Origin of the sequence: Paraburkholderia sp. GAS334 (genome assembly GCF_050436625.1) — a bacterium.
In the GTDB taxonomy this organism is placed as follows: Bacteria; Pseudomonadota; Gammaproteobacteria; order Burkholderiales; family Burkholderiaceae; genus Paraburkholderia.
Window position 1 is genome coordinate 131,489 of sequence record NZ_JBNDMO010000004.1, and the last position, 14,169, is coordinate 145,657.

The following is a 14,169-nucleotide window of genomic DNA, read 5'->3' on the forward strand; positions in this document are numbered from 1 at the left end:
ACTCAACTCAATGCACCGGGCTCGCCCCGGCATAGTACGCAGCGGCTGCATCCATCTCTTCGGGCGTCATCTGCCGTGCGACGTTGCGCATCTGCTCGCTGATATCGTTGTGACGCGCGCCCGAAGCAAACGCCTGCAACTGCGCCTTCACATACGCGGCCGGCATGCCTTCGAGCCACGGGCTCCCCGCCTTGTTATCGATCCCGCCATGACACGCGGTACACGACACGATATTACGCATCGGCGAACCATGCGCGACGATCGCGGGCATCGGCGGATTCGGTGTGGTCCCGGCGAGAACCGGACGCGGTAGCGACGCGTAGTACGCCGCCAGATCGCGCATGTCCTGATCGCTCAGGCTGCCGACCATCGGCGACATCGCCGCATTGGTCCGCGCACCCGACTGATAATCGAGCAGTTCCTTGTAGATCACAACCGCGTATTGCCCTGCCAGATTCGGCGAATTTGCTTCGCTCATGCCGCGCTCGCCGTGACACATCGTGCAGCGCATCGCGAGCGTCGCGCCGCGTCCAATCGAAGGCGCGCCCGAATGCGCGAGCAGTTGCGGCGTGATTTCAGCGGTACTGGTGCGAACTTTCGTCTCCACAGGCTCGCCCGCCGCAAGCCATTTCTGCGGCACACCCGCCGCGCTGCAGATCGCATTCCAGATGCCCTGGAACGGCGCGTCCTTCTGCGCGGACGGCAGCCACACGAAACCAATCAGCGCAGAGCACACGGCAATCACAATCGTTGCGCCGACGCTCGTCCTGAACCACGGATTGCTCAGCGAGAACAGGCGTTCATTTCCCGTGTTACTCATCGCGAGCCTCCGATCGGTACGGCCGGCACAGACGTCTGCGGTTGCGACAGCAACTGCCCGATCGGGTAGCCGTAGTTCGCCACGGTCAAGCCGATCATCAGTGCGAGCCAGAGGCCGAAGCTGTTCAGTGCAACCGGCAGACGCACCGGCTCATGCACGGCTCTCGCGAAACGATATTCCGGCGGCGCGACGCGCGGACCGCGCTGCGTCTGATACAGGATCACGAAGAAGAGGATCGCCGAGATCACAAGGATGAGCCCGCCGATCGCCGACATCGTCACCCAGATCGCCTGCGCCGCGATTTCCGGGTTCGTGTAGTCGTAAAACGCCATGCGTCGCGGCATGCCGAGAATGCCGACGTAGTGCCACGGGAACGTCAGCACGATCATGCCGATGAACCACAACCACAGTTGCAGACGCATCAGCTTGAGGCTCGTCACCGCGCGGCCCGTGAGTTGCGGCCACAGGTCGTACGCGATCACGAAGTACATGATGACGATCGCGCCCGCGAAGATCAGATGGAAGTGCCCCGTGATCCACTGTGTGTTGTGGATCGTCGAGTCCATCTGGTAGCTCATGTTGATGATGCCGCCCGCGCCGCCGAAGCCGAGCATCACGAACGAGAACGCGACCGCCAGCATCATCGGGTTGTCCCATGGCAGCGCCTTCAGCCAGCCGAGCGCGCCCTTGCCGCCCCGCAGCCGCGCCGCGATTTCAACTGATGCGCTGATCGTGAAGACCGTCAGCAGCGTCGGCACGGCGACCAGCGCCGTGAACACCGAGTGCAGGAACTTGAAGCCCGAGCCGACCTGCGGATCGGTGAACAGATGGTGGATGCCGATCGGCATCGACACCACGAGGAACAGGATGAACGAGATACGCGCCATCGAGTCGCTGTAGAGCCGGCCGCCGATCGCGCGCGGAATGATCGTGTAGTACGCGATATACGCCGGCATCAGCCAGAAATAAACGATCGCGTGCAACGTCCACGAGAAGAACACGCGGGCAAGTCCGGCATCGATGGTGTGCGTGAAGCCGAGTGCGACAGGCAGGATCTGGAACAGCAGTTCGAGCGCGGCGCCCACAGCCGTCCAGCCCCACAGATATGCGCCGGCGACGGTGGCGAACATCGCGAGCGGTACCGGCTTGCCCGGATTCTCGCGCTTCCACGCGTGCATGTTGATGCCCATCAGCGCGACCCAGATCCACGAGCCGACCACCACCAGCACGACGCCGATGTAGTAGAACGCATTGCCGATCATCGGCGGATAGAACGTATAGAGCACCGAAGCCAGGCCCATCGCGACCGGCACCGTCGCCGCCACTGCGCCCACCAGCACCAGCCAGAAACCGGCCCACGCCCAGCGCAAGCCCACCAGCGGGCGCTTCAACGCGAGTTCGGAAACAGCGTAGCCGAAGCCCATCGCGATCAATGTCGGGAACACATAGCCCATCGCGGTGCCGTGCGCCGTCACCGAGCGGTAGTAATGCTCTGGATTCTGCAGCCACGGATGCAGCGGGCTGCGCACATACATCTGCCACGCGCCGAGCAGCAGCGCGAGGCCGAATGCGGCGAACGCCAGCCAGAAATGCGCGAGAACGACCCGTTTGCTATTGAACACAGCTGACCCTCCGCGAACCGGCCGCCATCTGCGCGAACGTTGCCTTGTCCACGACCTTGACGTGGGCCCACATGCCCTGGTGGCCGACGCCGCAGAATTCATGGCACGGCATCAGATGGTCGCCGGGTTGGTCGAATGTCGTCTTGAACGTCGAGACGTAGCCGGGTTCGAGCATCGAGTTGATGTTGGTGTGGGTAATCAGGAAGCCGTGCACGACATCCGCGCTGGTCGCACGGAATGTGACGGGCGTATTCGCCGGTATCACGAGGCACTGTGGCGTGAACGAATATTGCTGCGCGACGAGACGCACGGTGACCGTGCCATCGCCTTCGGCCGCGGTGCCCAGATTGCTCTCGATAAATTCGCCGGACACGTGCAGCGACAGCGGATTGATGGTCTCGACACGCGAAGGCGGCATCATGGCCCAGTGCAGGCCGGTGTAGACCACCATCGCGACCAGCACCGTGACGATGCCGACGACGAGAATCGCCCAGCGCCGCTCGACGCGTGCTGCGACGTCTTCCGACGATGAACCATGGGGTGCGGGAGTCATTGCCATGCAAGGTGCCTCACTGGATCACGCCGCGAGGCAGGAAGACGACGAAATAGAACGCGAACCACAGCCCGATGACAATGGCCGTTGCTATGCCCGCGAGCGCGATGGCGCCGCTCGGGCCGCGGCCGACGATTTCGTCGACGGTCTCGTCCTCGGCGTTGCGCGCGTGGCCGGAAGGGGAATCGCTCATGGCTTCCTCGGTATGCTCAACATGCTTTTCAGTTCGCTTCAGCTGCCTGCGTCAATAAAGCGGCGCGGTGCGCAACTCATTCGCTTCCTTCCCGCTGATCGGCGTGCCGCGATTGCCCCACGCAGTGCGGATATAGGTGACGACAGCCGCCACTTCTTCATCCGAGAGCGTGTGCGCGAACGGCGGCATGCCATACGGCGACGAATTCTTCGTCGTGCCCGGCGGATAGCCGCCGTTCAACACCATGCGAACCGGATTTACCGCCGACGTCATCAGGATCGACTGGTTCTGCGCCAGCGGCGGGAAATGCGGCACCTTGCCCTTGCCGTCGATACCGTGACAGACCGCGCACTGCGCGTCGTAGATCTTCTTGCCGAGCGGATAGAGACGGTTCTTTTCTTCGGTGACGGCAGCCGTCGGCGTGCTCGACGTCTGGCCGCTGCGTGCCGGCAGGCTCTTCAGATAGACGGCCATCGCGCGGATATCTTCATCGGACATGTACTGCAGGCTGTCGTAGACGACTTCCGCCATCGGCCCATATACCGCACCACGTTTCGACACGCCGGTCTGCAGCAGATCGGAGATCTCTTCGATGCTCCAGTCGCCGAGACCGGCTTCCTTGTTCGACGTGAGCGACGGCGCGTACCAGTTCTGCATCGGGATCAGACCACCTTCGAACGCCTTCGATGCCGAACTGCCGCCGAGCGCATTGATCGCCGTGTGGCACATCGCGCAATGCCCCGGACCTTCGACGAGATAGGCGCCGCGATTCCATTCGACGGACTGCGTCGGATCCGGCGTGTATTCGCCCTGGCGGAAATACAGCGTGCGCCAGCCGAGCAGCAGCTCGCGCTTGTTGAACGGGAAGCGCAACGTGTGCGGACGGTTCGGTTGATGCACCGCCGGCACCGACATCAGATACGCGTACATCGCATCCGAATCTTCACGCGTCATGCGTGTGTACGACGCGTAGGGCATTGCAGGGTAAAGAATCGTGCCGCCCTTCGACTTGCCCTCATGCAGCATCTTGTAGAAGTCGTCAGCAGTCCAGGTGCCGATGCCGGTTTCCCTGTCGGGCGTGATGTTCGGTGTGTAGAGGGTGCCGAATGGCGTATCCATCGGACGCGTGCCGGCGAACAGCTTGCCGGCCGGCATCGTGTGGCACGCGATGCAATCGCTGGCGCGCGCGAGATATTCGCCACGCGCGACCGCACTGGCGTTGTCTTTCGACGCCGCGGCCTGCGCATGCGCGAGCGTCACAGCGATGCAGGACAGCGCAACCAGTGAAGCGGCGTGACGCGCCAGCGTGTTGAGCGTTCTGACATATCGGAGAGCGTGCAATTCGGTTCTCCGGTTAGTGAGGGACGCTGCCGCAGGCGAGCGGCATCTTCAGCGAACCGGCCGCGACCGGCGCATAACCGGCCGGCGCTTTCTGCGACGCGAGCCACGCCGCGACAGCGGTGATATCCCGCTCGGTCAGGTGCGTTGCCACGACCTTCATGCAATCGGGTGCAGCCGTGCCGCGCGTGCCGTAACGCCATGCGCCAAGTTGCGCGCTCAGGTAATTCGAATGCAGACCGAGCAGGCCGGGAATGGCAGGTTCCATCCCCGTCAGCGCGCCACCATGGCACGCGACGCAGGCCGGGATCTGACGCGACGGATCGCCACGCGTGACGAGCGTCTGACCGAGCGCAAGTGTGGATGAATCGACGATCGGTGTGGCCGGCGGCGGGAATGGCGGACGTTCGGCCGCGAAGTAATCGGCGATCTTTTGCAGGTAGGCGTCGGGAAGATACGCGAGCAGATAGTTCATCGGCGGATACTTGCGCCGACCGTCGCGGAACGCCAGCAGCTGGTTGTACAGATAACCGGCGGGCTTGCCGGACAGACGCGGGAAGTAGTCGTTATCGGTGCCCTCGCCGCGCTGACCGTGGCAGGCGGCGCAGGCAAGTACACGGGCGTGCATCGTATCGGGCGCCTGATCAGACGCAGGCTCCGCGGCGAACGCCGTCAGACCCGAACACGCGAGAAGCGCGATCGCAAAAAGTGTCCGCCGTTTACCCACCTCGACCCTCTCAGGTTGCTGATGCATTGGTCTGTCGCGCAAACGGCAGCCGGTAACGCGGCGAAGCTTTCCATACCGTTTTGCGCAATTTGTTTTCACCGGATATGCGTCGCTAATTGCAAGTGCGCGTAACTGCACGCGACTTCCCGCGACTTCCGAACATCCGGCGCATTCTAAGGCTGCTGTACGGCTATACGAGTTATAGGGAACTGGAGCGAAAATTACCACAAGCCTTTCGCTCGTGCCTATTCAATTAGATACGAGGCTAATAGCGAAACAATCTCGCATATTTTTTTTAATCTGGAAAATATATGGCTGTCAGAAAACAACAATAATGGTGTCCGACACGTCTGCGCGTCGCTCAGCTGGTTACCTCAAAAAACCGCAAACCGGTCATTTAAAGGAACCACCTCATGACCTAATCTTGGTCCTGTTGCGCCATGTTGCGCACATTAACCCGACAGAGGAACCCGCCATGAACGAACGTCTCAACTTCTACTCCGCGAACCCGAATGCCATCAAGGCCGTGCTCGCGCTCGAAGAACGCATCGGCAAATCCGGTATCGAAAAATCGCTGGCCGAACTGGTCCGTCTGCGTGCTTCGCAGATCAACGGCTGCGCCTTCTGCGTCGACATGCACACCACCGACGCACGCAAAGGCGGCGAAACGGAACGCCGTCTGGCGACGGTCGTCGTGTGGCGTGAAACGCCGTTCTTCACGGATCGTGAACGTGCCGCGCTCGAATGGACCGAAGCGCTGACGCTCGTCTCGCAGGACCACGTGCCCGACTCCGTATGGGAAGCCGTCAAGCCGCATTTCAGCGATGAAGAAATCGTCGACCTGACGCTGCTCGTGGGTGCGATCAACACGTGGAACCGGTTCGCGATCGCGTTCCGCAAGATGCCGACCTGAGTCGGCACGATCACTTGAGCCCGAGGCGCTTCGCGAGCCGGTTCAGATTCGCGCGATCCATGCCGAGCTCGCGTGCAGCCGACGCCCAGTTGCGATCGTTGCGCGCGAGCGCTTCGCTGATGAGCGTGCGCTCGTAGCCTTCCACGGCCGCGCGGAAGTCCGCAGGCGTTTCCACGGCGCCATCCCCATCGCCACCGTTGCCCGCAACCAAAGCCGACGTGCGCCGCGCCTCGGACAGCGCCAGATCGTCCTGCGTCAGCGTGAGAATGCGCGGCCTTTGACCATGACGCGCGAGCGCTTTCAACGCGCTGCGCCCAATCAGATGCTCCAGTTCACGCACGTTGCCAGGCCACGGATACGCGAGCAACGCGGCCTGTGCCTCACTCGACAGACGCAGACTCAAGAGCCCGAGACGCGAGCGGTTTTCTTCGAGGAAGAAGCCGGCCAGCAGCAGCACGTCCCGTCCGCGTTCACGCAGCGGCGGTGCCCACAGCGGATACACGCTCAGACGATGATAGAAGTCCGCGCGAAAGCGGCCTTCGCGCACTTCCTCGGCGAGATCGCGGTTGGTCGCGGCGATCAGGCGTACATCGACCTTGTGTTCGTTATCGGAACCGATCCGCTGGAGCTGCCCGTTCTGCAGCACGCGCAGCAGTTTCGCCTGCACGCCGAGCGGCAATTCGCCGACTTCGTCGAGAAAGAGCGTGCCGCCGTCGGCAAGTTCGAATTTGCCGCGACGGTCCGCCGATGCGCCTGAGAACGCGCCGCGCACATGGCCGAACAGTTCGCTTTCGACGAGCGTATCGGGCAACGCCGCACAGTTCAGGCTGATCATCGGCTTGCCGGCGCGAGGCGACAGCCCGTGGATTGCGTTCGCGACCAGCTCCTTGCCGACGCCCGTTTCGCCCGTGATTAGCACCGTCAGATCGCTGTTGGCGACCACTGCGATTTCGTCCATCAGACGCTTGTGCTGCGCACTGCTGCCAATCATCTCGCGACGACTCGCGCTGCTCGCGAGGCGATATGCCTCGGCGCGCGCCCGCTCTTCCTCCGAACTGCGCGCGAGCGTATCGATGCGGTCGACCACGCTGACCGTCGCGGCCGCGAGGCTGAGAAACGCCTGCAACGACGGCAGATCGAGTGCGTCGAACTGCGACGGATCGAGCGCGTCGAGCGTCAGCAATCCCCACAGGCGACCGTCGAGATAGAGCGGGCACCCGAGGCAGTCATGCACCTCCAGATGGCCTTCGATGCCCTGCACGAGGCCATCGTAAGGATCAGGCAAACCGGAATCCGCCGCGAAACGCGTCGGTTCGCGCTGCGACAGCAGTTGTGCAAAGCGCGGATGGTCACTCACGCGGAAGCGCCGGCCGAGCGTGTCGCTGGAGAGGCCGTTGATTGCGAGCGGCACCAGCGTGTCGCCTTCAAGCCGCAGCAAAGCGGCCGCATCGCCGGGAAAGAGGGTGCGCAGCGTATCCAGCAAACGGCGGAAACGCTCGGTGGGCGGCAGCTCGCGCGACAGGTCTTCGACGAGTGGAATCAGCGCGTCCAGTACCGCATGGACAGTCATAGTGACTACATCAGTAGTCTTTTCGACTCGTGTCATATCAACTACACCAATTCAGATGCGACTGATTTTAAAGCACTTTTTAGCTGGCACGGAACCTGTATATAACAGCTCGAACGACGGACCCGCCGCGACGGCAAATCGCCGCGACGGCGATTCCCCTCTTCCACTGCTTGCAAAGGAATCCACAGATGCTTTCAACCGAACACCGTGCCATCGTCAAGGCTACCGTCCCTCTTCTCGAAAGTGGCGGCGAAGCGCTGATCACACATTTCTACAACACGCTGCTGAGCGAGAACCCGTCCGTGCGCCCGCTTTTCAACCAGGCTCACCAGGCGAGCGGCGCACAGCCCCGCGCGCTGGCGAACGGCGTGCTGATGTACGCGCGCCACATCGACGAACTCGAACAGCTCGGCGGTCTCGTTGCGCAGATCATCAACAAGCACGTCGCGCTGCAGATCCTGCCTGAGCATTATCCGATTGTTGGTGGCTGCCTGCTACGCGCGATCCGCGAAGTGCTGGGACCGGAGATCGCCACCGATGCCGTTATCGACGCATGGGGAGCAGCCTATCAGCAACTGGCCGATCTGCTCATCGGACTCGAAGAAAACATTTACGCCGAAAAAGAAAATGCGCGTGGCGGCTGGCGCGGTGCGCGCACGTTTCGCATCGCACGCAAGGTGCAGGAAAGCGAAGAAATCACGTCGTTTCACTTCCGCCCTGTCGACGGCGGCGATCTGCTCGAGTTTCATCCGGGCCAGTACATCGGCATGCGCGTGTTCGTGGACGGCGAAGAACTGCGTCGCAACTATTCGCTCTCCGCTGCGTCGAGCACGCATGAGTACCGCATCAGCGTGAAGCGTGAACCGGGCGGCAAGGTGTCGAACCATCTGCACGATCACGTGCATGAGAACGACACGATCGAACTGTTCGCGCCCTCAGGTGACTTCAAGCTTGAACACAACGCGAAGCCGCTCGTGCTGATCAGCGGCGGCGTGGGCATTACGCCGACGCTCGCGATGCTCGAAGCTGCGCTCGCGACGAACCGGCCGGTGCACTTTATCCACTCGGCGCGTCACGGCGGCGTGCATGCGTTCCGCGACTGGATCGACGGCCTCGCCAGGCGTCACCCGCAGCTGAAGCAGTTCTACTGCTACGAGCGTCAACGCCACGGCGACGCCGAAGCGCACGCCTATGGACTTCTCGATCAGGAACGTCTGAACGAATGGCTGCCGGAAACGCGCGACGTCGATGCGTATTTCCTCGGCCCGATCGGTTTCATGAAGGCAATCAAGAAGCATCTGAAGGCACTGGGCGTTCCCGAAAAGCAGAGCCGTTACGAGTTCTTCGGCCCGGCATCGGCGCTCGACTGAGTCCGTGTTCGCGACGCACTGCGAATAGCAGGCGGGTAGTAGCCGTGCGGGCGCGCTTCTGCTCCCGCACGTTTTCTCAGGCAGCCTTCGATGGATCTATACCGGAATATGCGACTGTTTGTGCGCGTCGCGGAAGACCTGAGTTTCACGTCCGCCGCACGTTCACTGACGATGAGTATTGGTGTTGCTTCACGGCTCATCACCGAGCTGGAGCAACATCTGGAAACACGTCTGCTGCATCGCACGACGCGTCAGATCGCGCTGACGCAGGCGGGCAAGCGCTATCTGGGCCGTTGCCGCGCGATTCTCGCTTCAATCGACGAAGCCAAGGCCGAGGCACGCGCGGTGCATCTTCAGCCGGTGGGGCGACTGCACGTGCATGCGTCGCCCGCAATCGGCCGGCATTACCTGGTGCCGGCGATCGGGCAGTACCGGCAGTTGTATCCACACGTGCATGTGGCGCTGTCGTTGTCCGACGAAACGACAGACCTGCTCGAAGATGGGTACGATACCGCGATCGTCGCGATGTCTGCGTTGCGCGACTCGTCGTTTATCGGCGTGAATCTTCGCGAGACGTATAGCGTGTTGTGCGCGGCGCCGGGTTATCCGCGACGCGATACGCCGCTCGAGACGACCTCCGATCTGGAATCGCATCCGTTCGTCAGCTTCGCGCCAGCGCTTACGGATTCGGTCGATCTGGCGCTGATCGACGCGGACGGCGCGACCGTGAATGTAACGATGAAGCCGGCGTTCTGCGTGAATACGCTTGAATCTGCGGCTTCTGCACTGGAACTTGGGATCGGTATCGGCGCGCTGCCATTGCATGTGGCCGTCGAAGCGATCAGCGCCGGGCGTCTCGTGCGGGTGCTGCCGCACTACCGCCTCCAGCCGCTCACGTTGTACGCACTCTTTCCGTCGCGGCAGTTCCTCGACGCGAAGGTGCGCACGTGGCTCGATCATCTGAAGATTCACTTCGAGCAGGCGGCACGACGCGAGGAATCCGTTCTAGCCGAAGAGCCCAAGGTTGCAACCGTGACCGCGCTGCGCGCCTGACGCTGCCTGGCAGTGTGCCCACGGCGAACGCTCAGCGAAGCAACCCGCGCGAAGTCAGATTGCGATACAACGCGCGCACGCCGAAGGTCCACGGCGCGATCTCCGTCGACAGCCGCACCGTATTGACGAGCGCGCCGAGCGACGGCGTCGCGATGGTCACCACGTCGCCGAGGTGGTGCGTGAAGCCGCCGCCGGGCGTGTCACGGTCCTTGATCGGCGAAAACATCGTGCCGAGGAACAGCATGAAGCCGTCGGGATACTGGTGATGTGCGCCGTGCGTCTGCGCAACGAGGTCCGCCGGATCGCGACTGATTTCGCTCATGTGACTGATGCCATCGAGCGAAAAGCCGTCGTCGGCGCCTTCGATGCGCAGTGACACGCTCGCTTCGCGCACCGTATCTAGCGTGAAGCGGCCGTCGAAAAGACGCACGAACGGGCCGATCGCGCACGAGCCGTTGTTGTCCTTCGCCTTGCCGAGCAGCAGCGCCGAACGGCCTTCGATGTCACGCAGGTTCACATCGTTACCGAGCGACGCACCGGCGATCTTCCCAGCTGCGTTCACGGCGAGCACGATCTCGGGCTCCGGGTTGTTCCACTTCGACGTCGGATAAAGACCCACTGCCGCGCCAGGCCCAACCGACGACATCGCCTGCGACTTCGAAAACACTTCGGCATCGGGCCCGATGCCCACTTCCATATATTGCGACCACGCGCCGCGCCGTTCGAGTTCGGCTTTCAGCTTCATCGCCGCGTCCGAACCGGGTCGAATCTTCGAAAGATCGGCGCCAATCAGATCGTTGATCATCGCGCGGGTTTCCTGCGCCTTGCCCGCGTCGCCGCCCGCGTGCTCCTCGATCACACGCTCCAGCAGGCTGACGGCGAACGTCACGCCGCATGCCTTGATGGGCTGCACGTCGCATGGCGCGAGCAGACGGATCATCGAGTCATCGGCATCCGCTGCAAGACTCGCGCGCATGAGATCGATGACCGGCCCGAGCGATTCGCCCGGCGCGTGGCGCGCGATATCGACGGCATCATCGCGATCGAACAGGTCCGCCGTGGTCGGTGCTGCTGCCGTGATGTCAAACGCTTCGCCGCGCCGCACGGCGATCACCGACGGACCGTCGACAGGCGCCGGACGCCACACGCGACCGATCAGCAGCGCGTCGTCGAGATCATCGGGAAGGCAGGCGGCAGGTGCGATAGCGTGCATGGCAGCTCCATATCAGGCGTGAAAGTAACGGGCGACGACGCCTCGTTTACCGGTTCTGTGCGCGTAGCAGCAGTTCCTCGAACTTCGCGAGTTCGACAGGCTTCACGAGATGCGCTTCGAAGCCCGCTTCGCGGGTCTGCTCGACATCGTTCTCGTGACCGAAGCCGGTCATCGCCGCGTAGAGCGTGTTGTCAAATCCGGGCAGCGCGCGTAACGCGGCGATCACGGCGAAGCCGTCCATCTTCGGCATCGCGATATCGATCAGCGCAGCGTGTGCCGTAAAGCTGCGCGCAATGTCGAGCGCCTGCGGGCCGTCGTAGGCAATGCGCACGTCGTGGCCCATCAGTTCGAGGAGCATGCCGAGGCTGTCGGCGGAATCGCGGTTGTCGTCGACGATCAGCACGCGTCGCGGTGCGGCTGCTGGCTGTTGCGTGTCCGCTGGGGCCAGTGGAGCAGCGGCCGGCCGGTCGCCTCGCAGCGGCAGACTAACAGTCAACGTGGCGCCCTTGCCCGCGCCTTCGCTGCCCGCGGAAATCGTTCCGCCGTGCAGTTCGACCAGGGACCGGCACAGCGTGAGCCCGATGCCGAGACCGCCCTGCCCTGGCAAGGGCCACCGCTCTTCCTGCGTGAACAGGTCGAAGACCGATTCGAGCATCCCCGCGCCGATGCCGCATCCTGAATCGCGCACCTGTAGCAGCGCCCAGCCATCGACGACAATCGTGCCTATCACGATCGTGCTCGCGTCCGGCGAGAATTTAGACGCGTTGTGCAGCAGGTTCTGCAACACCTGCATGAGACGCGTCGGGTCGCCATTCACATGAACCGGATCGCCCGACGAAGCCACCTCGACCGTCTGACCGCGTGCCTCCGTGAAGGGCCTCGACGCCTCGATCGCGCGCGCTATGACGTCGCCGAGTTCGACGTCTTCAAGGCGCAGTTCGACCTTGCCCGACGTAATACGGCCGACGTCGAGCAGATCGTCGACGAGCCGCGTGACATGCGTGACCTGCCGGTCAATGAGGTCACGTGCCTGCGCCAGCGACTGACTGAGCCCGGTTTCGAGCCGCATCACGCCGATCGCGTTGCGCAACGGCGCAAGCGGATTGCGCAGTTCGTGGGCGAGAATCGCGAGAAAGCGTCGCATGCGCTCGCCGGACACCTCCAGCTCCTCGCGACGGCGACGCTCCGTCATGTCGCGCGTCACCTTCGCGAAGCCGCGCAGTGCGTTCGTTTCGTCGTAGACGGGCGTGATCGTCACACTGGCCCAGAACATCGTGCCGTCCTTCCGTACGCGCCAGCCTTCGTCTTCAATGTGACCGGTCAGTTTCGCGGTCGCCAGTTCGCGGGCAGGCTTGCCTGTCGCGACGTCCTCCGCCGGGTAGAACACGGAGAAATGGCGGCCGATGATCTCATCGCGTGTGTAACCCTTGAGATTGCGCGCACCCGGATTCCAGCTGACGACGCAGCCGTCCGGGTCGAGCATGAAGATCGCATGATCCCTGACGCTTTCGACGAGCAGCCGGAACCGCTCTTCACTTTGACGCAGCGCTTCGAGGTGGCTGCGCTGGTCTGTGAGGTCGCGCGTGATCTTGGCGAAACCGCGCAGCTCGCCATGTTCGTCGCGCAGTGCCGTAATGACGACGTTGGCCCAGAATCGCGAGCCGTCCTTGCGCACGCGCCAGCCTTCGTCCTCGAAACGGCCCTGCAATGCCGCCTGGCGCAATTCATAGTCCGGCCAGCCGCGCGCGACCGCCTCCTCGGTGTAGAAGCGCGCGAAATGCTCGCCAATGATTTCTTCCGCCGCATAACCCTTGATGCGCTCGGCGCCGATGTTCCAGGTGATCACGTGGCCGGTGGCATCCAGCAGGAAGATGGCGTAATCCTCGATGCCATGAACCAGGGTGCGAAAGCTCGCGTCCTGAACGGCCGACGCGCCAGCGGACGCATCGGGCGCCACGCCGGTTGCGATCAGGCTTGAAGGAACGGGCGTGTCAGACGCGGGCATAGTGCGTGGAATATCAGTTATTGCCGAAGCAAAGCATACATCTCACACTGCGTGATACTGCCCTTGTTCGGGGTAATCCCGGATGGATTGCGACCGGCGATGACAGAGCGTACACGGCCGTGCTGACGCGTGTCTGAACGCGAAATGGCACATGAGAACGCCCAGCATGACCGGGCGCTGTAATGTACAGCGGCACAGTGGCGATGCGGCGCGCTGCGCCGCGCGTAAGGCGGTTACTGGCTGGCGCCCGATGCCGCCATTGCGCCGGCTGCGGCGGGCGTGCTGGCTGAGTTGCTCATGCCGGCGCTGCCGGAGTCGCTGGTGGTGTCGGCGCGCTTGCAGCCGGACGTACCCGCGGCGAGCACGACAAGCGATGCAGCAATCAGAACATTTCGCAGGGTCTGTTTCATGGTGGTTCTCCTGATTCCGTTTTGGAGCGGTAGTGTCGGGTGACCGGTCGAGCCGGCCGGCTGACCTTCTGCTTCCTGAAGGACATGTGAAAGAGAGCAAAGGGCGTGCCTTCCTGCGCGTTTCCTGATCGGGACAATACGGTGGGCCGCGTGTGATGCTGCCAGCGGCGCGTGCAACGGAAGGCACCTTGATAACGCCTTCGGTACGACGAGACATCCAGACACGCGATGCGGAAAAATCTCCTGGGGAAATTACAAAGCGACCGTAAATTTTTCCTTGCTGCCAGGTCGAGTCATGCAATCCAGTGCACAGCGTTGCCTACATGGCACGCATAAGCCATGCACGTTCGATGCGCAATAAAAGAACCCGCGCGCCGCTTTT

Annotated in this window: 13 protein-coding genes; 3 read left to right on the forward strand and 10 right to left on the reverse strand. The window is 62.8% G+C overall.

What is annotated here, in order from left to right:
* Nucleotides 1-7 precede the first annotated feature (7 nt).
* Genes P3T21_RS09540 through P3T21_RS09565 form a run of 6 tightly spaced genes read right to left on the reverse strand, consistent with a single transcriptional unit; the run spans nt 8 to nt 5,280 of the window.
* Nucleotides 8-820: a c-type cytochrome gene (locus tag P3T21_RS09540; protein WP_429255687.1), complete on the reverse strand. Its 813-nt coding sequence runs from the start codon at nt 818-820 to the stop codon at nt 8-10.
* Nucleotides 817-2,442, reverse strand: coding sequence for a b(o/a)3-type cytochrome-c oxidase subunit 1 (locus tag P3T21_RS09545; protein WP_429255688.1), 1,626 nt, complete (start codon nt 2,440-2,442; stop codon nt 817-819). Before P3T21_RS09545 ends, P3T21_RS09540 begins: the two co-directional genes overlap by 4 nt.
* The gene (locus P3T21_RS09550; RefSeq protein ID WP_429255689.1) at nt 2,432-3,001 is read right to left on the reverse strand and encodes a cytochrome C oxidase subunit II; all 570 of its coding nucleotides are present in this window, start codon (nt 2,999-3,001) and stop codon (nt 2,432-2,434) included. The genes P3T21_RS09545 and P3T21_RS09550 overlap by 11 nt, the downstream gene beginning before the upstream one ends.
* Before the next feature lie 10 nt (nt 3,002-3,011).
* Entirely contained in the window at nt 3,012-3,188 is a 177-nt protein-coding gene (locus tag P3T21_RS09555; protein ID WP_429255690.1) for a hypothetical protein, read from the reverse strand.
* Nucleotides 3,189-3,239: 51 nt separating this feature from the next.
* Nucleotides 3,240-4,493 (reverse strand): c-type cytochrome, encoded by a 1,254-nt coding sequence (locus P3T21_RS09560; RefSeq protein ID WP_429255929.1) that lies wholly within the window; start codon nt 4,491-4,493, stop codon nt 3,240-3,242.
* Nucleotides 4,494-4,542: 49 nt separating this feature from the next.
* Nucleotides 4,543-5,280: a c-type cytochrome gene (locus P3T21_RS09565; protein ID WP_429255691.1), complete on the reverse strand. Its 738-nt coding sequence runs from the start codon at nt 5,278-5,280 to the stop codon at nt 4,543-4,545.
* 448 nt (nt 5,281-5,728) lie between these two features.
* On the opposite strand from P3T21_RS09565, the gene P3T21_RS09570 reads away from it, so the two are divergent.
* Nucleotides 5,729-6,166, forward strand: a complete 438-nt coding sequence (locus P3T21_RS09570) for a carboxymuconolactone decarboxylase family protein (RefSeq protein WP_429255692.1) — start codon at nt 5,729-5,731, stop codon at nt 6,164-6,166.
* Nucleotides 6,167-6,176: 10 nt separating this feature from the next.
* On the opposite strand, the gene norR is transcribed toward P3T21_RS09570, so the two are convergent.
* Nucleotides 6,177-7,772: a nitric oxide reductase transcriptional regulator NorR gene (gene norR / locus P3T21_RS09575; RefSeq protein WP_429255693.1), complete on the reverse strand. Its 1,596-nt coding sequence runs from the start codon at nt 7,770-7,772 to the stop codon at nt 6,177-6,179.
* Nucleotides 7,773-7,924: 152 nt separating this feature from the next.
* On the opposite strand from norR, the gene hmpA reads away from it, so the two are divergent.
* Nucleotides 7,925-9,106 carry an NO-inducible flavohemoprotein gene (hmpA, locus tag P3T21_RS09580; protein ID WP_429255694.1) on the forward strand — a complete coding sequence of 394 codons (1,182 nt, stop codon included), beginning with the start codon at nt 7,925-7,927 and terminating at the stop codon, nt 9,104-9,106.
* 90 nt (nt 9,107-9,196) lie between these two features.
* A complete protein-coding gene (locus P3T21_RS09585) occupies nt 9,197-10,159 on the forward strand; it encodes a LysR substrate-binding domain-containing protein (RefSeq protein WP_429255695.1) in 963 nt (320 codons plus the stop codon).
* Nucleotides 10,160-10,190: 31 nt separating this feature from the next.
* Here the strand turns inward: P3T21_RS09585 and P3T21_RS09590 are convergent, their stop codons facing one another.
* The 3 genes from P3T21_RS09590 to P3T21_RS09600 all read right to left on the reverse strand — a co-directional run bounded on the left by P3T21_RS09590 (nt 10,191) and on the right by P3T21_RS09600 (nt 13,787).
* A complete protein-coding gene (locus P3T21_RS09590; protein WP_429255696.1) occupies nt 10,191-11,372 on the reverse strand; it encodes a fumarylacetoacetate hydrolase family protein in 1,182 nt (393 codons plus the stop codon).
* Between the two features lie 46 nt (nt 11,373-11,418).
* Nucleotides 11,419-13,377 carry a hybrid sensor histidine kinase/response regulator gene (locus P3T21_RS09595; protein ID WP_429255697.1) on the reverse strand — a complete coding sequence of 653 codons (1,959 nt, stop codon included), beginning with the start codon at nt 13,375-13,377 and terminating at the stop codon, nt 11,419-11,421.
* Nucleotides 13,378-13,610: 233 nt separating this feature from the next.
* A complete protein-coding gene (locus P3T21_RS09600) occupies nt 13,611-13,787 on the reverse strand; it encodes a hypothetical protein (RefSeq protein ID WP_429255698.1) in 177 nt (58 codons plus the stop codon).
* Nucleotides 13,788-14,169: the final 382 nt, after the last annotated feature.

Coding starts and splice junctions, on each gene's coding strand:
- P3T21_RS09540 (WP_429255687.1), bottom strand. CDS start 820: ATGAGTAACACGGGAAATGAACGCCTGTTCTCGCTGAGCAATCCGTGG.
- P3T21_RS09550 (WP_429255689.1), bottom strand. CDS start 3,001: ATGGCAATGACTCCCGCACCCCATGGTTCATCGTCGGAAGACGTCGCA.
- P3T21_RS09555 (WP_429255690.1), bottom strand. CDS start 3,188: ATGAGCGATTCCCCTTCCGGCCACGCGCGCAACGCCGAGGACGAGACC.
- P3T21_RS09565 (WP_429255691.1), bottom strand. CDS start 5,280: ATGCATCAGCAACCTGAGAGGGTCGAGGTGGGTAAACGGCGGACACTT.
- P3T21_RS09570 (WP_429255692.1), top strand. CDS start 5,729: ATGAACGAACGTCTCAACTTCTACTCCGCGAACCCGAATGCCATCAAG.
- norR (WP_429255693.1), bottom strand. CDS start 7,772: ATGACACGAGTCGAAAAGACTACTGATGTAGTCACTATGACTGTCCAT.
- hmpA (WP_429255694.1), top strand. CDS start 7,925: ATGCTTTCAACCGAACACCGTGCCATCGTCAAGGCTACCGTCCCTCTT.
- P3T21_RS09585 (WP_429255695.1), top strand. CDS start 9,197: ATGGATCTATACCGGAATATGCGACTGTTTGTGCGCGTCGCGGAAGAC.
- P3T21_RS09590 (WP_429255696.1), bottom strand. CDS start 11,372: ATGCACGCTATCGCACCTGCCGCCTGCCTTCCCGATGATCTCGACGAC.
- P3T21_RS09595 (WP_429255697.1), bottom strand. CDS start 13,377: ATGCCCGCGTCTGACACGCCCGTTCCTTCAAGCCTGATCGCAACCGGC.
- P3T21_RS09600 (WP_429255698.1), bottom strand. CDS start 13,787: ATGAAACAGACCCTGCGAAATGTTCTGATTGCTGCATCGCTTGTCGTG.